Below are 12,949 nucleotides of genomic sequence, written 5' to 3' on the forward strand. Positions count from 1 at the left end.
TCCCACCCCCCGCCGCGTCACGCCTCGAACAGGAGCCGCCCCGTGTCCACACCCCCTGCGGCCCCCGTCTCTCCGCGTCCCGTGCGCGTGCTCCTGGTGGAGGACGACGAGCTGATGCGCAGGGCCTTCTCCGTGGCCCTGGAGCGTTACGGATACGAGGTGAAGGCCGCGGCCGACGGGCTCACCGGGCTCGAATGCTTCCGGGACGACAGCTTCGACCTGCTGATTCTGGACGTGATGCTGCCCGGCCTCGACGGGATCGGGCTGTGCCGCCGGGTGCGGGAGACCAGCCTGGTGCCCGTCCTGATGATGTCCGCGCGCGGCGACGGGCTCGATGTCGTCGCCGGTCTGGAGGCGGGCGCCGACGACTACGTGGTCAAGCCCGTGGACACGTACGTCCTCGTGGCCCGCATCCGCTCCCTCCTGCGGCGCGCGACCTACGCCCCCGCCGCCCCGCCGGCCGAGCACCCGGCCGGCGAGGGGCCGCGGGCCCACGACGGGGCGCTCGTCTTCGGCGACCTCACCATCGACACGGACGGCCTGGAGGTCTTCGTCGCGGGAAGCCCCGTCGCGCTCACCCCCACCGAACTCAAACTGCTCCTCGAATTCGCCGCCCGTCCGGGCACCGTGCTCGAACGCCACACCCTCCTGCGCGACGTCTGGGAGTACGGCTGGGACGGCGACAGCCGGGTCGTGGACCTGTGCGTGCAGCGGCTGCGCAGGAAGCTGGGCCGGGACCGCATCGAGACGGTCCGCGGCTTCGGCTACAAGTTCCGGCGCTGATCCCGGTGCGCCCCTTCCACCCGCTCCGGCCGGTCCGCAGGTCCCCGACCCCGCGTGCCCGCAGGTCCCTGCGGCGGAAGATCGCCGCGCTCGCCGCGGCCACGGCCGCCCTCGTCGCCGTGGCCGTGGGGGTGCTCGTCCACGTCTGGACCTCGTACGACATCCGCCAGCGAGCCGAACGCGACGCCTTCAACACCGTCTACTCCGCCATGGACACCTACCGCCGCACCGGCACCCTCACCGAGGGCGCCGCGCTCGACCCCGCCGAACTGCCGTCGGCACTGCGCCACCCCGCCGACGACGCCCGGCACACCGCCTACGACGGGCGGGTCCAGGGCAATCAGGGGCCGAGCGTCTGGGCCGCCCAGCGGCTCGCCGGCCCGGGCAGCCCGGTCCTCGCCGTCCAGGTCAACATGAGCTCCGAGCTGCACGAGCTCCGCCGCCTCGACGTGAGCGTGGCCGTGGCCTCCCTCGCCGCCCTCGCCGCGGCCGTACCCCTCGCGTTCTACGGCGCCGGGCTGCTCGGCCGACGGCTGCGGCGGGTCTCCGAGACCGCGGTCCGGATCTCCGGCGGGGACCTCGACGCCCGCACCGGACCCGTCAAGGGCGGCGACGAGGTGGCCGACATCGCCACCACCGTCGACCTCATGGCCGACAGCCTCGGCCGACGGCTGCGCGCCGAGCGGCAGTTCACCGCGGACGTGGCCCACGAGCTGCGCACCCCCGTCGGAGGCCTGCTGGCAGCCGCCGATCTCCTGCCGCCGGGGGAGACGGAGGATCTGCTCCGGGGCCGCGTACGCGATCTGCGCGGCCTGGTGGAGGACCTGCTGGAGATCTCCCGGCTCGACGCGGGCGCCGAGCGGCCGGTCCACGCCCATGTGCCGCTCGCCGCGGTCGTCCGCGAGGCCGTGGCACGTACCGGATGCGACACGGCCGTCACGGTGGAGGACACCACCGACGGAACGCCGGAAGGGGACCGGACCGCGGATCCCGCGGCGACCGTGGAGACGGACCCCCGCCGCCTCGAACGGATCGTCGGCAACCTCGTCGTCAACGCCCACCGGCACGGGGCCGCCCCGGTCGTCGTCACCGTCGAGGGCCGGACGGTCGTCGTACGGGACCACGGCCCCGGCTTTCCGCCGGATCTGCTGCTCCACGGCCCGCGCCGCTTCCACACGGGCGCCGCCGAACGCGGACAGGGGCACGGTCTCGGTCTGACCATCGCCCTGGGACAGGCCCGGGTGCTGGGCGCCGAACTGCGGTTCGCCAACGCGGCGGACGGCGGCGCGGTCGCCACCCTGACGCTGCCCGCCTGACCCTGTCGCCGTCGCTCCCCGCAGGACTGCTGCACGGCGGCGCGGACCTCGATACACGGACGACGAGGTCCTGATACACGCGGCGGACACCCTTCGAAGTGCGCCCGTCACCCGCCGGCGCGCATCGCACCGAAGAGGAGTCCCCGTGACCGCCGCACCCCTCGACGCGCTCGCGTCGCCGTACCCGACGACCGTCGGCGTCGCGGCCTCCACCACCGACCTGTCGAAGGTCTACGGCAGCGGCGACACCCGCGTCGTCGCCCTGGACCGGGTCAGCATCGCCTTCCGGGAGGGGGAGTTCACCGCGATCATGGGCCCCTCCGGCTGCGGCAAATCCACCCTGATGCACTGCGCCGCCGGCCTCGACACGGTCAGCTCCGGATCCGTCCGCATCGGCACCACCGAGCTCGGCACCCTCGACGACCGGCAGCTCACCCGGCTGCGCCGGGACCGGGTCGGCTTCGTCTTCCAGGCCTTCAATCTCCTGCCGACGCTGAGCGCCCTGGAGAACATCACCCTGCCGCTGAGCATTGCCGGGCGCCGCCCGGACAAGCAGTGGCTCGACCGTGTGGTCTCCATGGTCGGTCTCTCCCAGCGGCTCGCCCACCGGCCGGCCGAGCTGTCCGGCGGACAGCAGCAGCGCGTCGCGGTGGCCCGCGCGCTGGTCTCCCGTCCCGCGATCGTCTTCGGCGACGAGCCCACCGGCAACCTCGACTCCCGTGCCGGGGCCGAGGTCCTCGGCTTCCTCCGCGATTCCGTGCGCGAGCTCGGCCAGAGCGTCGTCATGGTCACCCACGACCCGGTCGCCGCCGGCTATGCCGACCGCGTGGTCTTCCTCTCCGACGGCGCCCTGGTCGACGAGATGACGCGGCCCACCCCGGACCGGGTCCTGGACCGGATGAAGTCGCTGGACACCCGCGGCCGTACGAGCTGACGCAGCGTCACCCCGGCGCGGGGCCGGAAGCCACTCCGGCTCGCCCGCCTCGGCCCGACGCCCTCCCGGCCCGGCCCCTTCCTCCCTCCCGCACCCTCTCCTCCTCCCCCGAAAGCTCCCCATGCTGAGAACAGCCCTGCGCAACGTCCTGGCGGCCAAGGCCCGTCTGGCCATGACCGTGCTCGCGGTCTGCCTGGGTGTCGCGTTCGTCGTCGGCACCCTCGTCTTCGCCGAGTCCTCCGCCGCCGCCCACCGTGCGGCCGCGTCGAAGAACTTCGCGGACATCGCGGTCACCGTGACCCCGAGACACGTACCGCCGGGGCCCGAGGCCGACCGGAACGCCAGGACGCTCGACGACACGCTCGTACGGAAGCTGGCCGCGCTGCCCGGTGTCTCCGCCGTACGGCCGTCGGCCGAGGGCTCGGCCACCCTGAACGCCGCGGACGGCTCGCCGCTGCGCGCCCGCAAGGCCTGGGCGAACCTCGCCGACGCCTACGTACCGGGGGAGGACGGCAAGGACACCCGCCATCCGCTGGTCGAGGGCCGCGCCCCCGCCGCCGGCGGTGAACTCGCCGTGGACAGCGGCACTGCCGCCGCCGGCGGGCTCCGCGTCGGCGACACGGTCACGCTGGCCACCGACGGGCCGGTCATGAGGAAGCGGCTCGTCGGCATCGTCACGACCGAGGACAGCCGGGTGACCGCCGGCGGCACACTCGTCCTGTTCGACAGGGCGACCGCCCAGCGGCTGTTCGCGACGCCCGGCCACTACACGTCGATCGATCTGCTCGCCGCGCCCGGAACCGACCGGGTCGCGCTCTCCGAGCGGGTCACCGCCATGCTTCCGGCCGACCGGGCCGAGGCCACCAGCGGCGCCGCCCAGGCCGTCCGGCAGGCCGCCACCATCGACATGCAGACCCGGGGCCACCGCAAGATGCCGATGATCTTCGCCGGGGTCGCGCTCTTCATCGGCTCGTTCCTCATCGTCAACACCTTCACCATGGTGGTCTCCCGGCGGACCCGTGAGATCGCGCTGCTGCGGGCGATCGGCGCCTCGCGACGGCAGGTCGTCCGTTCCGTTCTCTGGGAGGCCGCCCTGCTGGGCCTCGCCGCCTCGGCGGCCGGCTTCGTGCTCGGCCTCGGGATCGCGACCGTCCTGCCCGACCTCCTCGGCACCGCCGAGGACCCGCTGCCCAGCGGTCCGCTGGTGATCGGCCCGCTCCCGGTGGTGGCGGCGCTCGGTGTGGGCGTGGGCGTCACGGTGCTCGCCGCCTGGCTGCCGTCCCGGAAGGCGGCGAAGGTCGCGCCCGTCGAGGCGCTGCGCTCGTCCGCGCAGTCGCCGTCCGCCGCAGCGTTCCGGATCCGCGGCATCGCGGGAGCGGGCCTCCTCGCGCTCGGCGGGGGGCTGCTCGTCTCCCTCACGGGGGCGAAGGACGCGTCGGTGGAGAACCTGCAGCACGCGATGCTCGGCTGCGCGCTTCTGGTCGCCGCCATGATCGTGCTCGCGCCGCTGCTCGCGCCCCCCGTGATCCGGCTGAGCGGGCGGCTGACCCGCCGCCTCGGGGTCACCGGTCGGCTCGCCCGCGAGAATGCCCTGCGCGATCCGCGACGCACCGCGGCCACCGCCTCCGCGTTGATGATCAGTACCGCGCTGGTCGCCGGACTCGCCGTCATCGGCGACTCCACCGGGCAGGCCCTCGACCGGCAGGCGGCGACCGGCCTCGGCGCCGACTACGTGATCGGCACGCGGGGGAACATGGCAGCCCTCGACCCGGCCGCCGCGCGCCGGGTGGCCGGTACCCCCGGGGTGACGACGGCGTCCGCCGTCTCGGACTCCGTGGTCTTCACCGGGGGCCGTGTACGGCAGATCGCCGGTGTGGACCCCGGCACCGTGGACGACGTCATGCGGCTCGACTTCCTCAGCGGCTCCCTGAAGGACCTCGGCCCCGGCAGGATCGCCGTGTCGAACAGCGTCGCCCGGGAACAGGCCGTGAGCGCCGGCAGCCGGATCAAGGCCGCACTCGGACGTGCCCAGGAGCTCGCGCCGTACACGGTCGTCGGCGTCTACCAGGACAACCCCACCGCGGGGGACGTGCTCGGAGCGCGCGCCGAAGTGCAGCGGAACAGCCTCCTGCCGGACACCGTCCAGCGGATCCTCGTCCGTACCGACGGCGGCACGGTCTCCGAGGCCGTCGAGGACCGGTTGCGTACGGCCACGGGCAACAGCCCACTGGTCCAGGTCAAGGACCGGCGGGCCGTCGTCGACGAGGCGGCCGGCGCGATGGGTGAACTCCTGACCCTGATGTACGGGCTCCTCGCCATCGGCGCCGTGATCTCCCTGCTCGGCATCGTCAACACCCTGGCCATGTCGGTCTCGGAACGCACCCGTGAGATCGGTGTCCTGCGTGCGATCGGCATGGACCGCGCCGGTGTCCGGCGGATGATCCGCCTGGAATCGGTGACGGTCGCAGCCTTCGGCACACTCCTCGGCCTGGCGGGTGGGCTCTTCGGAGCCTGGGCGGTCGGGGCCCTGGCCAACGGTGCCCTGGAGGGCTACGCCCTGGCCCTGCCGTGGGGAACGCTGCTTCTCCTGTGCCTCGGCTCCCTGGCGATCGGCACGGCCGCGGCGGCCGTCCCGGCCCGCCGGGCGGCCGCCCTGAGCCCGCTGGAGGCCGTCGGGGAGGCGTGATGGCGGCGGGGTGAGGTGGACGGCGGGGCGGATGGGGACGGCCGGGCGAAGGGCCCGGCCGTCCTCGAGGGGCCCGAGTGGGTGATCGAGGCGGGCATCCGGCGGAGGCGCCGAGCGGGATCCCGGCCCCCGCGCGTGGTCGGCGCAGAGTGGGCGGCGTGGATGTCGAGGAAGTCGCCGAGGAGTTGTACGGGCTGAGGCCGGCGGAGTTCGTGGCCGCGCGGGACACGTACGTCGCCCGGGCGCGCGCAGCGAAGGACGCGAGGGCCGCGAAGGCCGTCGCCGCCCTGCGGCGCCCGTCGCTCGCCGCGTGGGCGGCGAACCGGCTGGCCCGGCAGCGGAAGCGGGAGGCTCAGCAGTTCCTGGCCCTGGGGGAGACCTTGAGGGAGGCCCACCGGACACTCGACGCGGAGCAGCTGCGGGCCGCGAGCGGGCAGCGGCAGCAGCTGATCACCGCGCTGGCCCGTACCGCCGCCGGGCTCGCGGGGGAAGCGGGGCTGTCCGTGAGTGACACGGTGCTGCACGAGATCGAGCAGACCCTGCACGGCGTTCTGGCCGACCAGGACGTGGCCGAGCAGTGGTCGAGGGGCCGGCTCGTCAAGGCACCCGGAGCGGCGGTCGGATTCCCCGAGGTCGCCCAGGAGGCGGTGCCCGCCCGCCGGGCCCCGGCCGCCGAAGCGCCCGAAGCCGACGAGACCCCCGGAAGCGAGGAGGCGGCCGGCGCGGCCGGACGACCGGCGCCGAAGAAGAAGACGGCCCGCGGTGCGGACGCGCGGCGGCTGCGCGAGCGTGAACGCGCCCGCCTCCGCGAGCTCGAACGCGCCCGTACGGCGGCGGAGGAGGAGGCGGCGGAGCTGGTCAGCCGTCTGGAGCGCGAACTGCACGACGGCCGGCAGGCCAAGCAGGAGGCGAGGACGGCGTCCCCTGCGGGACGCCCGCCGCGCCGCCGCGCAGGCCGCCCGCGACCTCCAGGACCTGGAGAGCCGGAGCCGCGACTGACCCGGACCGGGCGGCGACAGCGGTGCGCCCGGGGGGTGGCCGGGCCGGGAGGTGACAGTGGCGCGCCCGGGGGGTGGCCGGGCCGGGGGGGTGGCCGGGCCGGGGGGGGGGGTGACCGGGCCGAGCCGCGACGCGTGCCGGAGCCGGGGTGGTCCGTTGGCCGTCGGGCGGCCGACGCGGACCGGCCTCCACTGGGCCAATGGCCCACCCGATCGGCCATGAGTTGAGCCAGAGGCCCCACGGATGGTTTCCTTGGCGTATCCAGGTACTTTCGGCGCCGCGCAGCGCCGGGGCGGCGACGAGGCCGGTCCGGACCGCGGCGCCTTCGTCATGTCCGCGAGCTCCCACCACCCCGGGACGCCGCGAGACAGGGCGGAAGGCAAGACGAGGGGGCGGTTCACAGCCGTGAAGAGGATGTTCGTGGCACCGGATCCGGGGCACGTCAGGATGAAGAACTCGCTGCGCGCCGTCATGGGCATCGCGCTCGCCGTCGCACTCGCGGAACTCGCCGGCCTCTCGCTGACCGCGTCGATCACCGGCGGTCTCGCCGCGCTGCTCGCGCTCTTCACCGTCATGGACTCCACCGTCCGCGCGCAGGCCGTCACCACTCTGCTCCTCCCGGCCGCGGGCCTCCCCGTCCTCGCTCTCGCCACGGCGCTGCACGACATCACGCTGCTGCGGGACGTCGCCTTCCTCGCCGTGGTGTTCTGCGGGGTCTACGCCCGGCGCTGGGGTCCGCGAGGGCATGCGCTGGGGATCTTCGCGTTCATGAACTTCTTCACCACCCAGTTCCTGCACGCGGTCCCCGGGCAGCTCCCCGAGCTGTACGCGGCCGTCGGCATCGCCCTGGCCGCCGCCGGCGCGGTGCGCTTCCTCCTGTGGCCGCTGGAACGCCGTACGCCGCCGCCCGCCGCTCCGGCCCCGCTGCCCGGCTCCGGGCTCTCCCGCGTGACCACCCGGCAGGCGATCCAGGCCGCGGCCGCGTGCGCCGTGGCGCTCGCGATCGGCCAGGTGCTCTCCGAGGACCGCTGGTACTGGGCCGTCGGCACGACGTGGTGGATCTTCGTCAACACCGTGTCGCGGGGCGAGACGCTGGTACGCGGCTTCCGTCGGGTCCTGGGCACGGTGATCGGGATCGCCGTCGGCATGGTCGTCGCCATCCCGCTCGACGGGGCCGTGCTCCCCACGGCCGCGCTGGTGGCTCTCTGCGTCTTCGGGATCTTCTACACGGCGCCCGTCTCGTACAGCTGGATGATGCTGGCCGTGACCGTGATGGCGGGTCTGCTCTACGGCCTCCTCGGCGTGCTCGACCCGGCGCTGCTGGTGCTCCGTCTCGAGGAGACCGCGGTGGGCGCGGTGTGCGCGGCGCTCGCCGTGCTGCTCATCCTCCCGGTCACCACGCACGCGATCAACGACGCCTGGATCCAGCGGGCGCTCCAGGGCGTGCGGTCGGCGACCTCGGCCTCCCTGCGGCGTCTGTCCGGCGACGAGGGCGCCGATCCGACCCCTCACGCGGCCGAGCTGGAGCTGCTGCTCGGACGCGTACGGCTCTCCCTCGCCCCGCTGGTCCACCCGCTGAGCCCGTTCCGCGGCCGGAAGGCCCGCGCACGGCGGGTCCTGGCGCTGCTCGACGAGTGCGCCGACGAGGTGCGGGGGCTCGCCGCCGTGGCGGCCGACCCGGCCGCGAGCCATGACGCCCGCCTCGCCGCGGCCTGCTGGCGCGTCGAGGCCGCGGTGGAGCGGCTGACCTCGCCCCAGGGGGCCGGCGAGGCCGGCGAGCGAGTGGCGGCGGACGGTGCGGCCGCCCCGGCCGCCGGTCAGGCGGCGCTCGGTCACGTCAGCGGTCTGGAGAAGCTCCTGGCCGCGCTCGACGAGCCGCTGCGGACGCCGCCGGGCTCGTTGCTCGTTCGCTCCTGAACATTCCGGCACGTCCCCGGCACGTCCTCGGCACGTCCTCGGCACGTCCCCGGCACGTCCCCGGCACGTCCTCGGCACGTCTCCGGTCTCCCCGGCACGTCTCCGGCCACCCGCCCCGCCGGGTCGACCCACCCACCCTCTTTGGTCTAGACCGCCTGCTACCGTCGGCCGGACGCAGGCCGGTCGACCGCGACCGGCCGCGGGGACAGGGGAGGCGTCGTGGGCGGCACAGGGACGGTTCGGGACCGGAGCGCGGTACGGGCGTACATCGGCTCCTTCACCTCGGCGGGCGGGCGGGGGGTTCTCGCCGCCGACGTGGACACGGAGACGGGTGCGCTGACCGTCACCGGCGGCAGCGACGCCCTCGCCGACCCCTCGTTCCTCGCCCTCGCGGGCCCCGTGCTGCACGCCGTGTCCGAGACCGGGGCGGGGGCCGTCGCCGCCTTCGACGTGAGCGGCCCCGCGCCCCGGATCCTCGGCGCGCCCGTCCCCGTCGAGGGTGCGGCACCCACCCACCTCGCCCTCGCCGCCGGGCACCTCCTCACGGCCAACTACACCTCCGGCAGCGTCACCGCGCTGCCGCTGGTCGAGGACGGCACCGTCGGCCCCGCCACGACCGTCCTCCGGCACGAGGGCAGCGGCCCCGTCGCCTCCCGGCAGGCCGGCCCGCACGCCCACCAGGTGCTGCCCGACCCCAGCGGCCGCTGGATCGTCAGTGTGGACCTCGGCACCGACTCCGTACGGGTCTGCGCCCTGGACCCCGGCACCGGGGCGCTCACGCTCCACGGCGAGACCGCGCTGCGCCCCGGCACCGGACCGCGCCATCTCGTCTTCCACCCGTCCGGCACACACGCCTACGTCCTGAACGAGCTGGAGCCCACCCTCACCGTCTGCCGCTGGGACGCCGACGCAGGCGTCCTCGAACCCCTCGGCGAGACACCCGTCGTCCCCGAGGGCACCGCCGGCCCCAGCTACCCCTCCGAGGTCGTCGTCGCCCCCGACGGGCGCTTCCTCTGGGCCGCCGTGCGCGGGGACGACACCCTCGCCGTGCTCGCCCTCGACCCCGACGGGGCCGAGGTCGCCCTGGTCGCCACCGTGCCCTGCGGAGGCACCTGGCCCCGTGACCTGACCCTCGCCCCGTCCGGCCGTCATCTGTACGCCGCCAACGAGCGCTCCGGCGACGTCACCTGGTTCGGCCTCGACCCCGAGACCGGGATCCCCGCGCGCGAGGGATCCATCGAGGCCCCCGCCGCCTCCTGCGTCGTCTTCGGCTGAGGGCGGGGCCATAGCGTTCCCCCCTCACGGGACCATGTGTCGAAACGCCGTAGGGCCCGCACCGGACATCCGGTGCGGGCCCTACGGCGTACGGGCGGGGTGGCGTGTCCTCAGAGCGAGGGCGCGCCCTGCGGCTGCTGCGGCGGGATGCCGAGAGCGGCGGTGTACTGCGAGAGCACGAGCTTGCCGATCGCCGGGTAGGCCCCCAGCGGCTCGGCGGCGGCGCAGCCGGCCTCCTTCGAGGCCTCGTCGAGCAGACCGTCGGCCAGCTCCGGGCCGATCAGGTACGGGGCGAGCGCGAGCTGCTCCGAACCGGAACCGCGCAGCTGCTCGGCGACGGAGGCGATCGAACCCTCCTGGTCGAGAGCGGCGGCGATCACGGGCACGGCGAGGCGTGCGGCCAGCAGCATGCCGGTGATCCCCGCGGCCTGCACGGCCTCCTCTCCGCCGACCGTGGCGAGGATGATGCCGTCGGCGGCCGTCGCGACCGTGAACAGCCGGGCGCGGTCGGCGCGGGCCAGACCGGCCTCGGAGAGACGCACGTGCAGCGCCTCGGCGAGCAACGGGTGCGGGCCGAGGACGTCGGTGAGCTCGGCGGTGTTGCCGGCGTCCATGACGGCCTGGCGGACCTGGCGCGTCTGGGCGCTGTCCGGACCGGCGAGCAGCGGCACGACGACCGAGGCGGGGCCGGTGGGGGCACTGACCTCGCGGCCGGCGGCCACGGCCAGCTCGTACCGCTCGGTGCGCAGCGTGGCGGCGGCCGTCAGCACGGTCGCGAGCGAGGGGTACTCGCTGTCGTCGCCCTCGACGAAGCCGATCAGGGCGTCGAGGCCGGGCAGCTCGGAACGGGCGATGCTCACGACCTCTTCGGCCAGTGAGCGTATGGCGGCGGACGGCACGCCGGGCACAGCGAGAACCAGTGCGGGAGCGCCCTCGGGCGCCGCCGCGGGTTCGGGGCGACGGTGCCGCCCGGACTGACGGGGTCGAGGCATTCGTACAGGCAGGCCGGAAGCAGGCCCAGTGGGGGAGCTCATGGCGCCGCATGCTACTGGTTTCGCCCGGGGCGGCGTCGGCTGAGGTACGATCATGCGCCTTCTGCCCCTCTATGTCCCCCCTGTGACGCGTCCGGAATGCGGTCTCCGCCCTCGTCGCGGGTCTATGCACCGCCTCCCACCTGGGCCGATGAGGCCGCCCGTGGAGCGTTCTCGACGAACAGGCGCAGCAGTGCGGGGTCCTCGGGCAGCCGCAGCGTGCCGGTGGCGAGCGCCGCCGCGAGCGCGACGGCCCCGGACAGCGGATCCCCCGCGGGTTCCACCGTCCCGGCTCGCGGTACGAGCTCCCCGAGCGCCGCGCGCAGCGGTACGAGCAGGGGGTCGCCCAGCTTGAACAGGCCGCCCGTCAGCGCCACCGACGCCCCCGGCCCGTCCGGGCACGCCGCCTCGGCGGCCTCGGCGATGTGCCCGGCCGCCCGCGCCAGGATGTCCGCCGCCACCGGGTCCTCGGCGGCGCAGCGTCCCACCTCGGGGGCGAAGGAGGCGAGCACCGCGGGCCGGTCGGTACGGGGGTAGAGCGCGCCCGGCAGTCCCGCCACCGGACCGAACAGCCGCTCCGCCCGGGCCAGGAGCGCCGCAGAACCGCCGCGCCGCCCGTCGTAGGCGCGCATGGCCGCTTCCAGGCCGGCCCGGCCGATCCAGGCACCGCTGCCGCAGTCGCCGAGGAGGTGGCCCCAGCCGTCGGCCCGCCGCCAGGACCTCAGATCCGTGCCGAGCGCGATCATCCCCGTACCGCCGGCGACGACGGCCCCCGGCCGCTGCCCGAGCGCACCGGCGTACGCGGTGACGGCGTCGGCCGCCAGCGCGAGCCGCCGTACGCCCCAGGCCTCGGCGAGAGCGCCCGGCAGCTCGGCCCGCAGCTCGTCCCCGAGGGTCGCCATCCCGGCGGCGCCCACGGCCACGGCGACGACCGGCCGGGAGCCATGAGGCTCCGTCAGGGACCGGACGGCCGGCAGGACCTGGTCGAGGAAGTGCCCGGCGGAGATTCCGCCGGGGCCGGTCGGCACCGGTTCGCGCGAGGAGCGGGTGTCGAGCACGGCGCCGCCCGCCGCCTCGGCCAGCGCGATCCGGAGACCCGAACCCCCGGAGTCGACACCGACGACCAGCGCGCCGGAAGGGTCGTTCACGGAAGACACGGAGACGACAGAGGTCACGGTGCACCGTCCTCGCAACGAGTGGGGCGGGGGAGTGGGCGGAGTCTAGGGGGTGGCCCGTGACGGCGCCCGAACCGGGGTGTCGGAGTAGGCCGGTAGAGTGACGGACCGTGACAGCGCGACCTTTGAAGGAACTGGTGGAGCCCGGCTGGGCGGAGGCTCTGAGCCCCGTGGCAGGCCGCGTGGCGGAGATGGGCGACTTCCTGCGGGCGGAGATCGCCGCGGGCCGGACCTATCTGCCGGCGGGACAGCACGTCCTGCGGGCGTTCCAGCAGCCCTTCGACGACGTGCGGGTCCTGATCGTGGGTCAGGATCCCTACCCGACACCGGGAATGGCGATCGGGCTCAGCTTCGCGGTCGCGCCCGAGGTCCGACAGCTGCCGGGCAGCCTGGAGAACATCTTCCGGGAGTTGCACACCGACCTGGGGATGCCCCGGCCGTCGAACGGCGACCTGACCCCCTGGACGCGGCAGGGCGTCCTCCTCCTCAACAGGGCGCTGACCACCGCCCCGCGCAAGCCGGCCGCCCACCGCGGCAAGGGCTGGGAGGAGGTGACCGAGCAGGCGATCCGCGCGCTCGCTGCCCGGGGCAAGCCCCTGGTGTCGATCCTGTGGGGCCGCGACGCGCGCAACGCCCGGCCGCTCCTCGGCAGTCTGCCGGCGATCGAGTCCGCGCACCCGTCCCCGATGTCGGCGGACCGCGGCTTCTTCGGCTCCCGTCCCTTCAGCCGCGCGAACGAACTCCTCCTGGAGCAGGGCGCCCAGCCGGTGGACTGGCGCCTGCCCTGATCCACCGTGGCCTCCCTCGTCCGGAGGAGGCCACGGCAGCATCCG

The 12,949-nt window shown here is 75.0% G+C and carries 10 protein-coding genes; 8 read left to right on the forward strand and 2 right to left on the reverse strand.

The annotated features are described in order from the left end of the window. The first annotated feature begins 42 nt into the window (after nucleotides 1-42). The 7 genes from cseB (at nucleotide 43) to IF00_RS0137215 (ending at nucleotide 9,910) form a co-directional block, all read left to right on the forward strand. On the forward strand, nucleotides 43-783 hold the full coding sequence (cseB, locus tag IF00_RS0137185) for a two-component system response regulator CseB (protein WP_030325976.1): 741 nt from the start codon (nucleotides 43-45) through the stop codon (nucleotides 781-783). Nucleotides 784-788: 5 nt separating this feature from the next. Then, nucleotides 789-2,099: a sensor histidine kinase gene (locus IF00_RS0137190; RefSeq protein ID WP_051820816.1), complete on the forward strand. Its 1,311-nt coding sequence runs from the start codon at nucleotides 789-791 to the stop codon at nucleotides 2,097-2,099. 145 nt (nucleotides 2,100-2,244) lie between these two features. Further along, a complete protein-coding gene (locus IF00_RS0137195; RefSeq protein WP_030325980.1) occupies nucleotides 2,245-3,033 on the forward strand; it encodes an ABC transporter ATP-binding protein in 789 nt (262 codons plus the stop codon). Between the two features lie 121 nt (nucleotides 3,034-3,154). Then, a complete protein-coding gene (locus IF00_RS0137200; RefSeq protein WP_030325982.1) occupies nucleotides 3,155-5,719 on the forward strand; it encodes an ABC transporter permease in 2,565 nt (854 codons plus the stop codon). 158 nt (nucleotides 5,720-5,877) lie between these two features. After that, a complete protein-coding gene (locus IF00_RS42975; RefSeq protein ID WP_158710563.1) occupies nucleotides 5,878-6,945 on the forward strand; it encodes a hypothetical protein in 1,068 nt (355 codons plus the stop codon). Between the two features lie 187 nt (nucleotides 6,946-7,132). Continuing rightward, entirely contained in the window at nucleotides 7,133-8,635 is a 1,503-nt protein-coding gene (locus IF00_RS0137210) for an FUSC family protein (protein WP_030325986.1), read from the forward strand. Between the two features lie 219 nt (nucleotides 8,636-8,854). Then, nucleotides 8,855-9,910 carry a lactonase family protein gene (locus IF00_RS0137215; protein WP_030325987.1) on the forward strand — a complete coding sequence of 352 codons (1,056 nt, stop codon included), beginning with the start codon at nucleotides 8,855-8,857 and terminating at the stop codon, nucleotides 9,908-9,910. Nucleotides 9,911-10,020: 110 nt separating this feature from the next. On the opposite strand, the gene IF00_RS0137220 is transcribed toward IF00_RS0137215, so the two are convergent. Both IF00_RS0137220 and IF00_RS0137225 read right to left on the reverse strand, forming a co-directional pair. Beyond that, nucleotides 10,021-10,944, reverse strand: coding sequence for a sirohydrochlorin chelatase (locus IF00_RS0137220; protein WP_037640037.1), 924 nt, complete (start codon nucleotides 10,942-10,944; stop codon nucleotides 10,021-10,023). A 122-nt stretch (nucleotides 10,945-11,066) separates the two neighbouring features. After that, nucleotides 11,067-12,098, reverse strand: coding sequence for an N-acetylglucosamine kinase (locus IF00_RS0137225; RefSeq protein ID WP_030325991.1), 1,032 nt, complete (start codon nucleotides 12,096-12,098; stop codon nucleotides 11,067-11,069). Nucleotides 12,099-12,226: 128 nt separating this feature from the next. On the opposite strand from IF00_RS0137225, the gene IF00_RS0137230 reads away from it, so the two are divergent. Beyond that, nucleotides 12,227-12,904, forward strand: a complete 678-nt coding sequence (locus IF00_RS0137230) for a uracil-DNA glycosylase (protein WP_030325994.1) — start codon at nucleotides 12,227-12,229, stop codon at nucleotides 12,902-12,904. The last annotated feature ends 45 nt before the right edge of the window (nucleotides 12,905-12,949 follow it).

The sequence above is a fragment of the Streptomyces flavochromogenes genome (assembly GCF_000717595.1).
GTDB lineage: Bacteria > Actinomycetota > Actinomycetes > Streptomycetales > Streptomycetaceae > Streptomyces > Streptomyces flavochromogenes.

What these genes read in the sequence shown, in the direction of transcription:
- IF00_RS0137200 (WP_030325982.1), top strand. Translation starts at nt 3,155, where the DNA reads ATGCTGAGAACAGCCCTGCGCAACGTCCTGGCGGCCAAGGCCCGTCTG.
- IF00_RS0137210 (WP_030325986.1), top strand. Translation starts at nt 7,133, where the DNA reads ATGTTCGTGGCACCGGATCCGGGGCACGTCAGGATGAAGAACTCGCTG.
- IF00_RS0137220 (WP_037640037.1), bottom strand. Translation starts at nt 10,944, where the DNA reads ATGAGCTCCCCCACTGGGCCTGCTTCCGGCCTGCCTGTACGAATGCCT.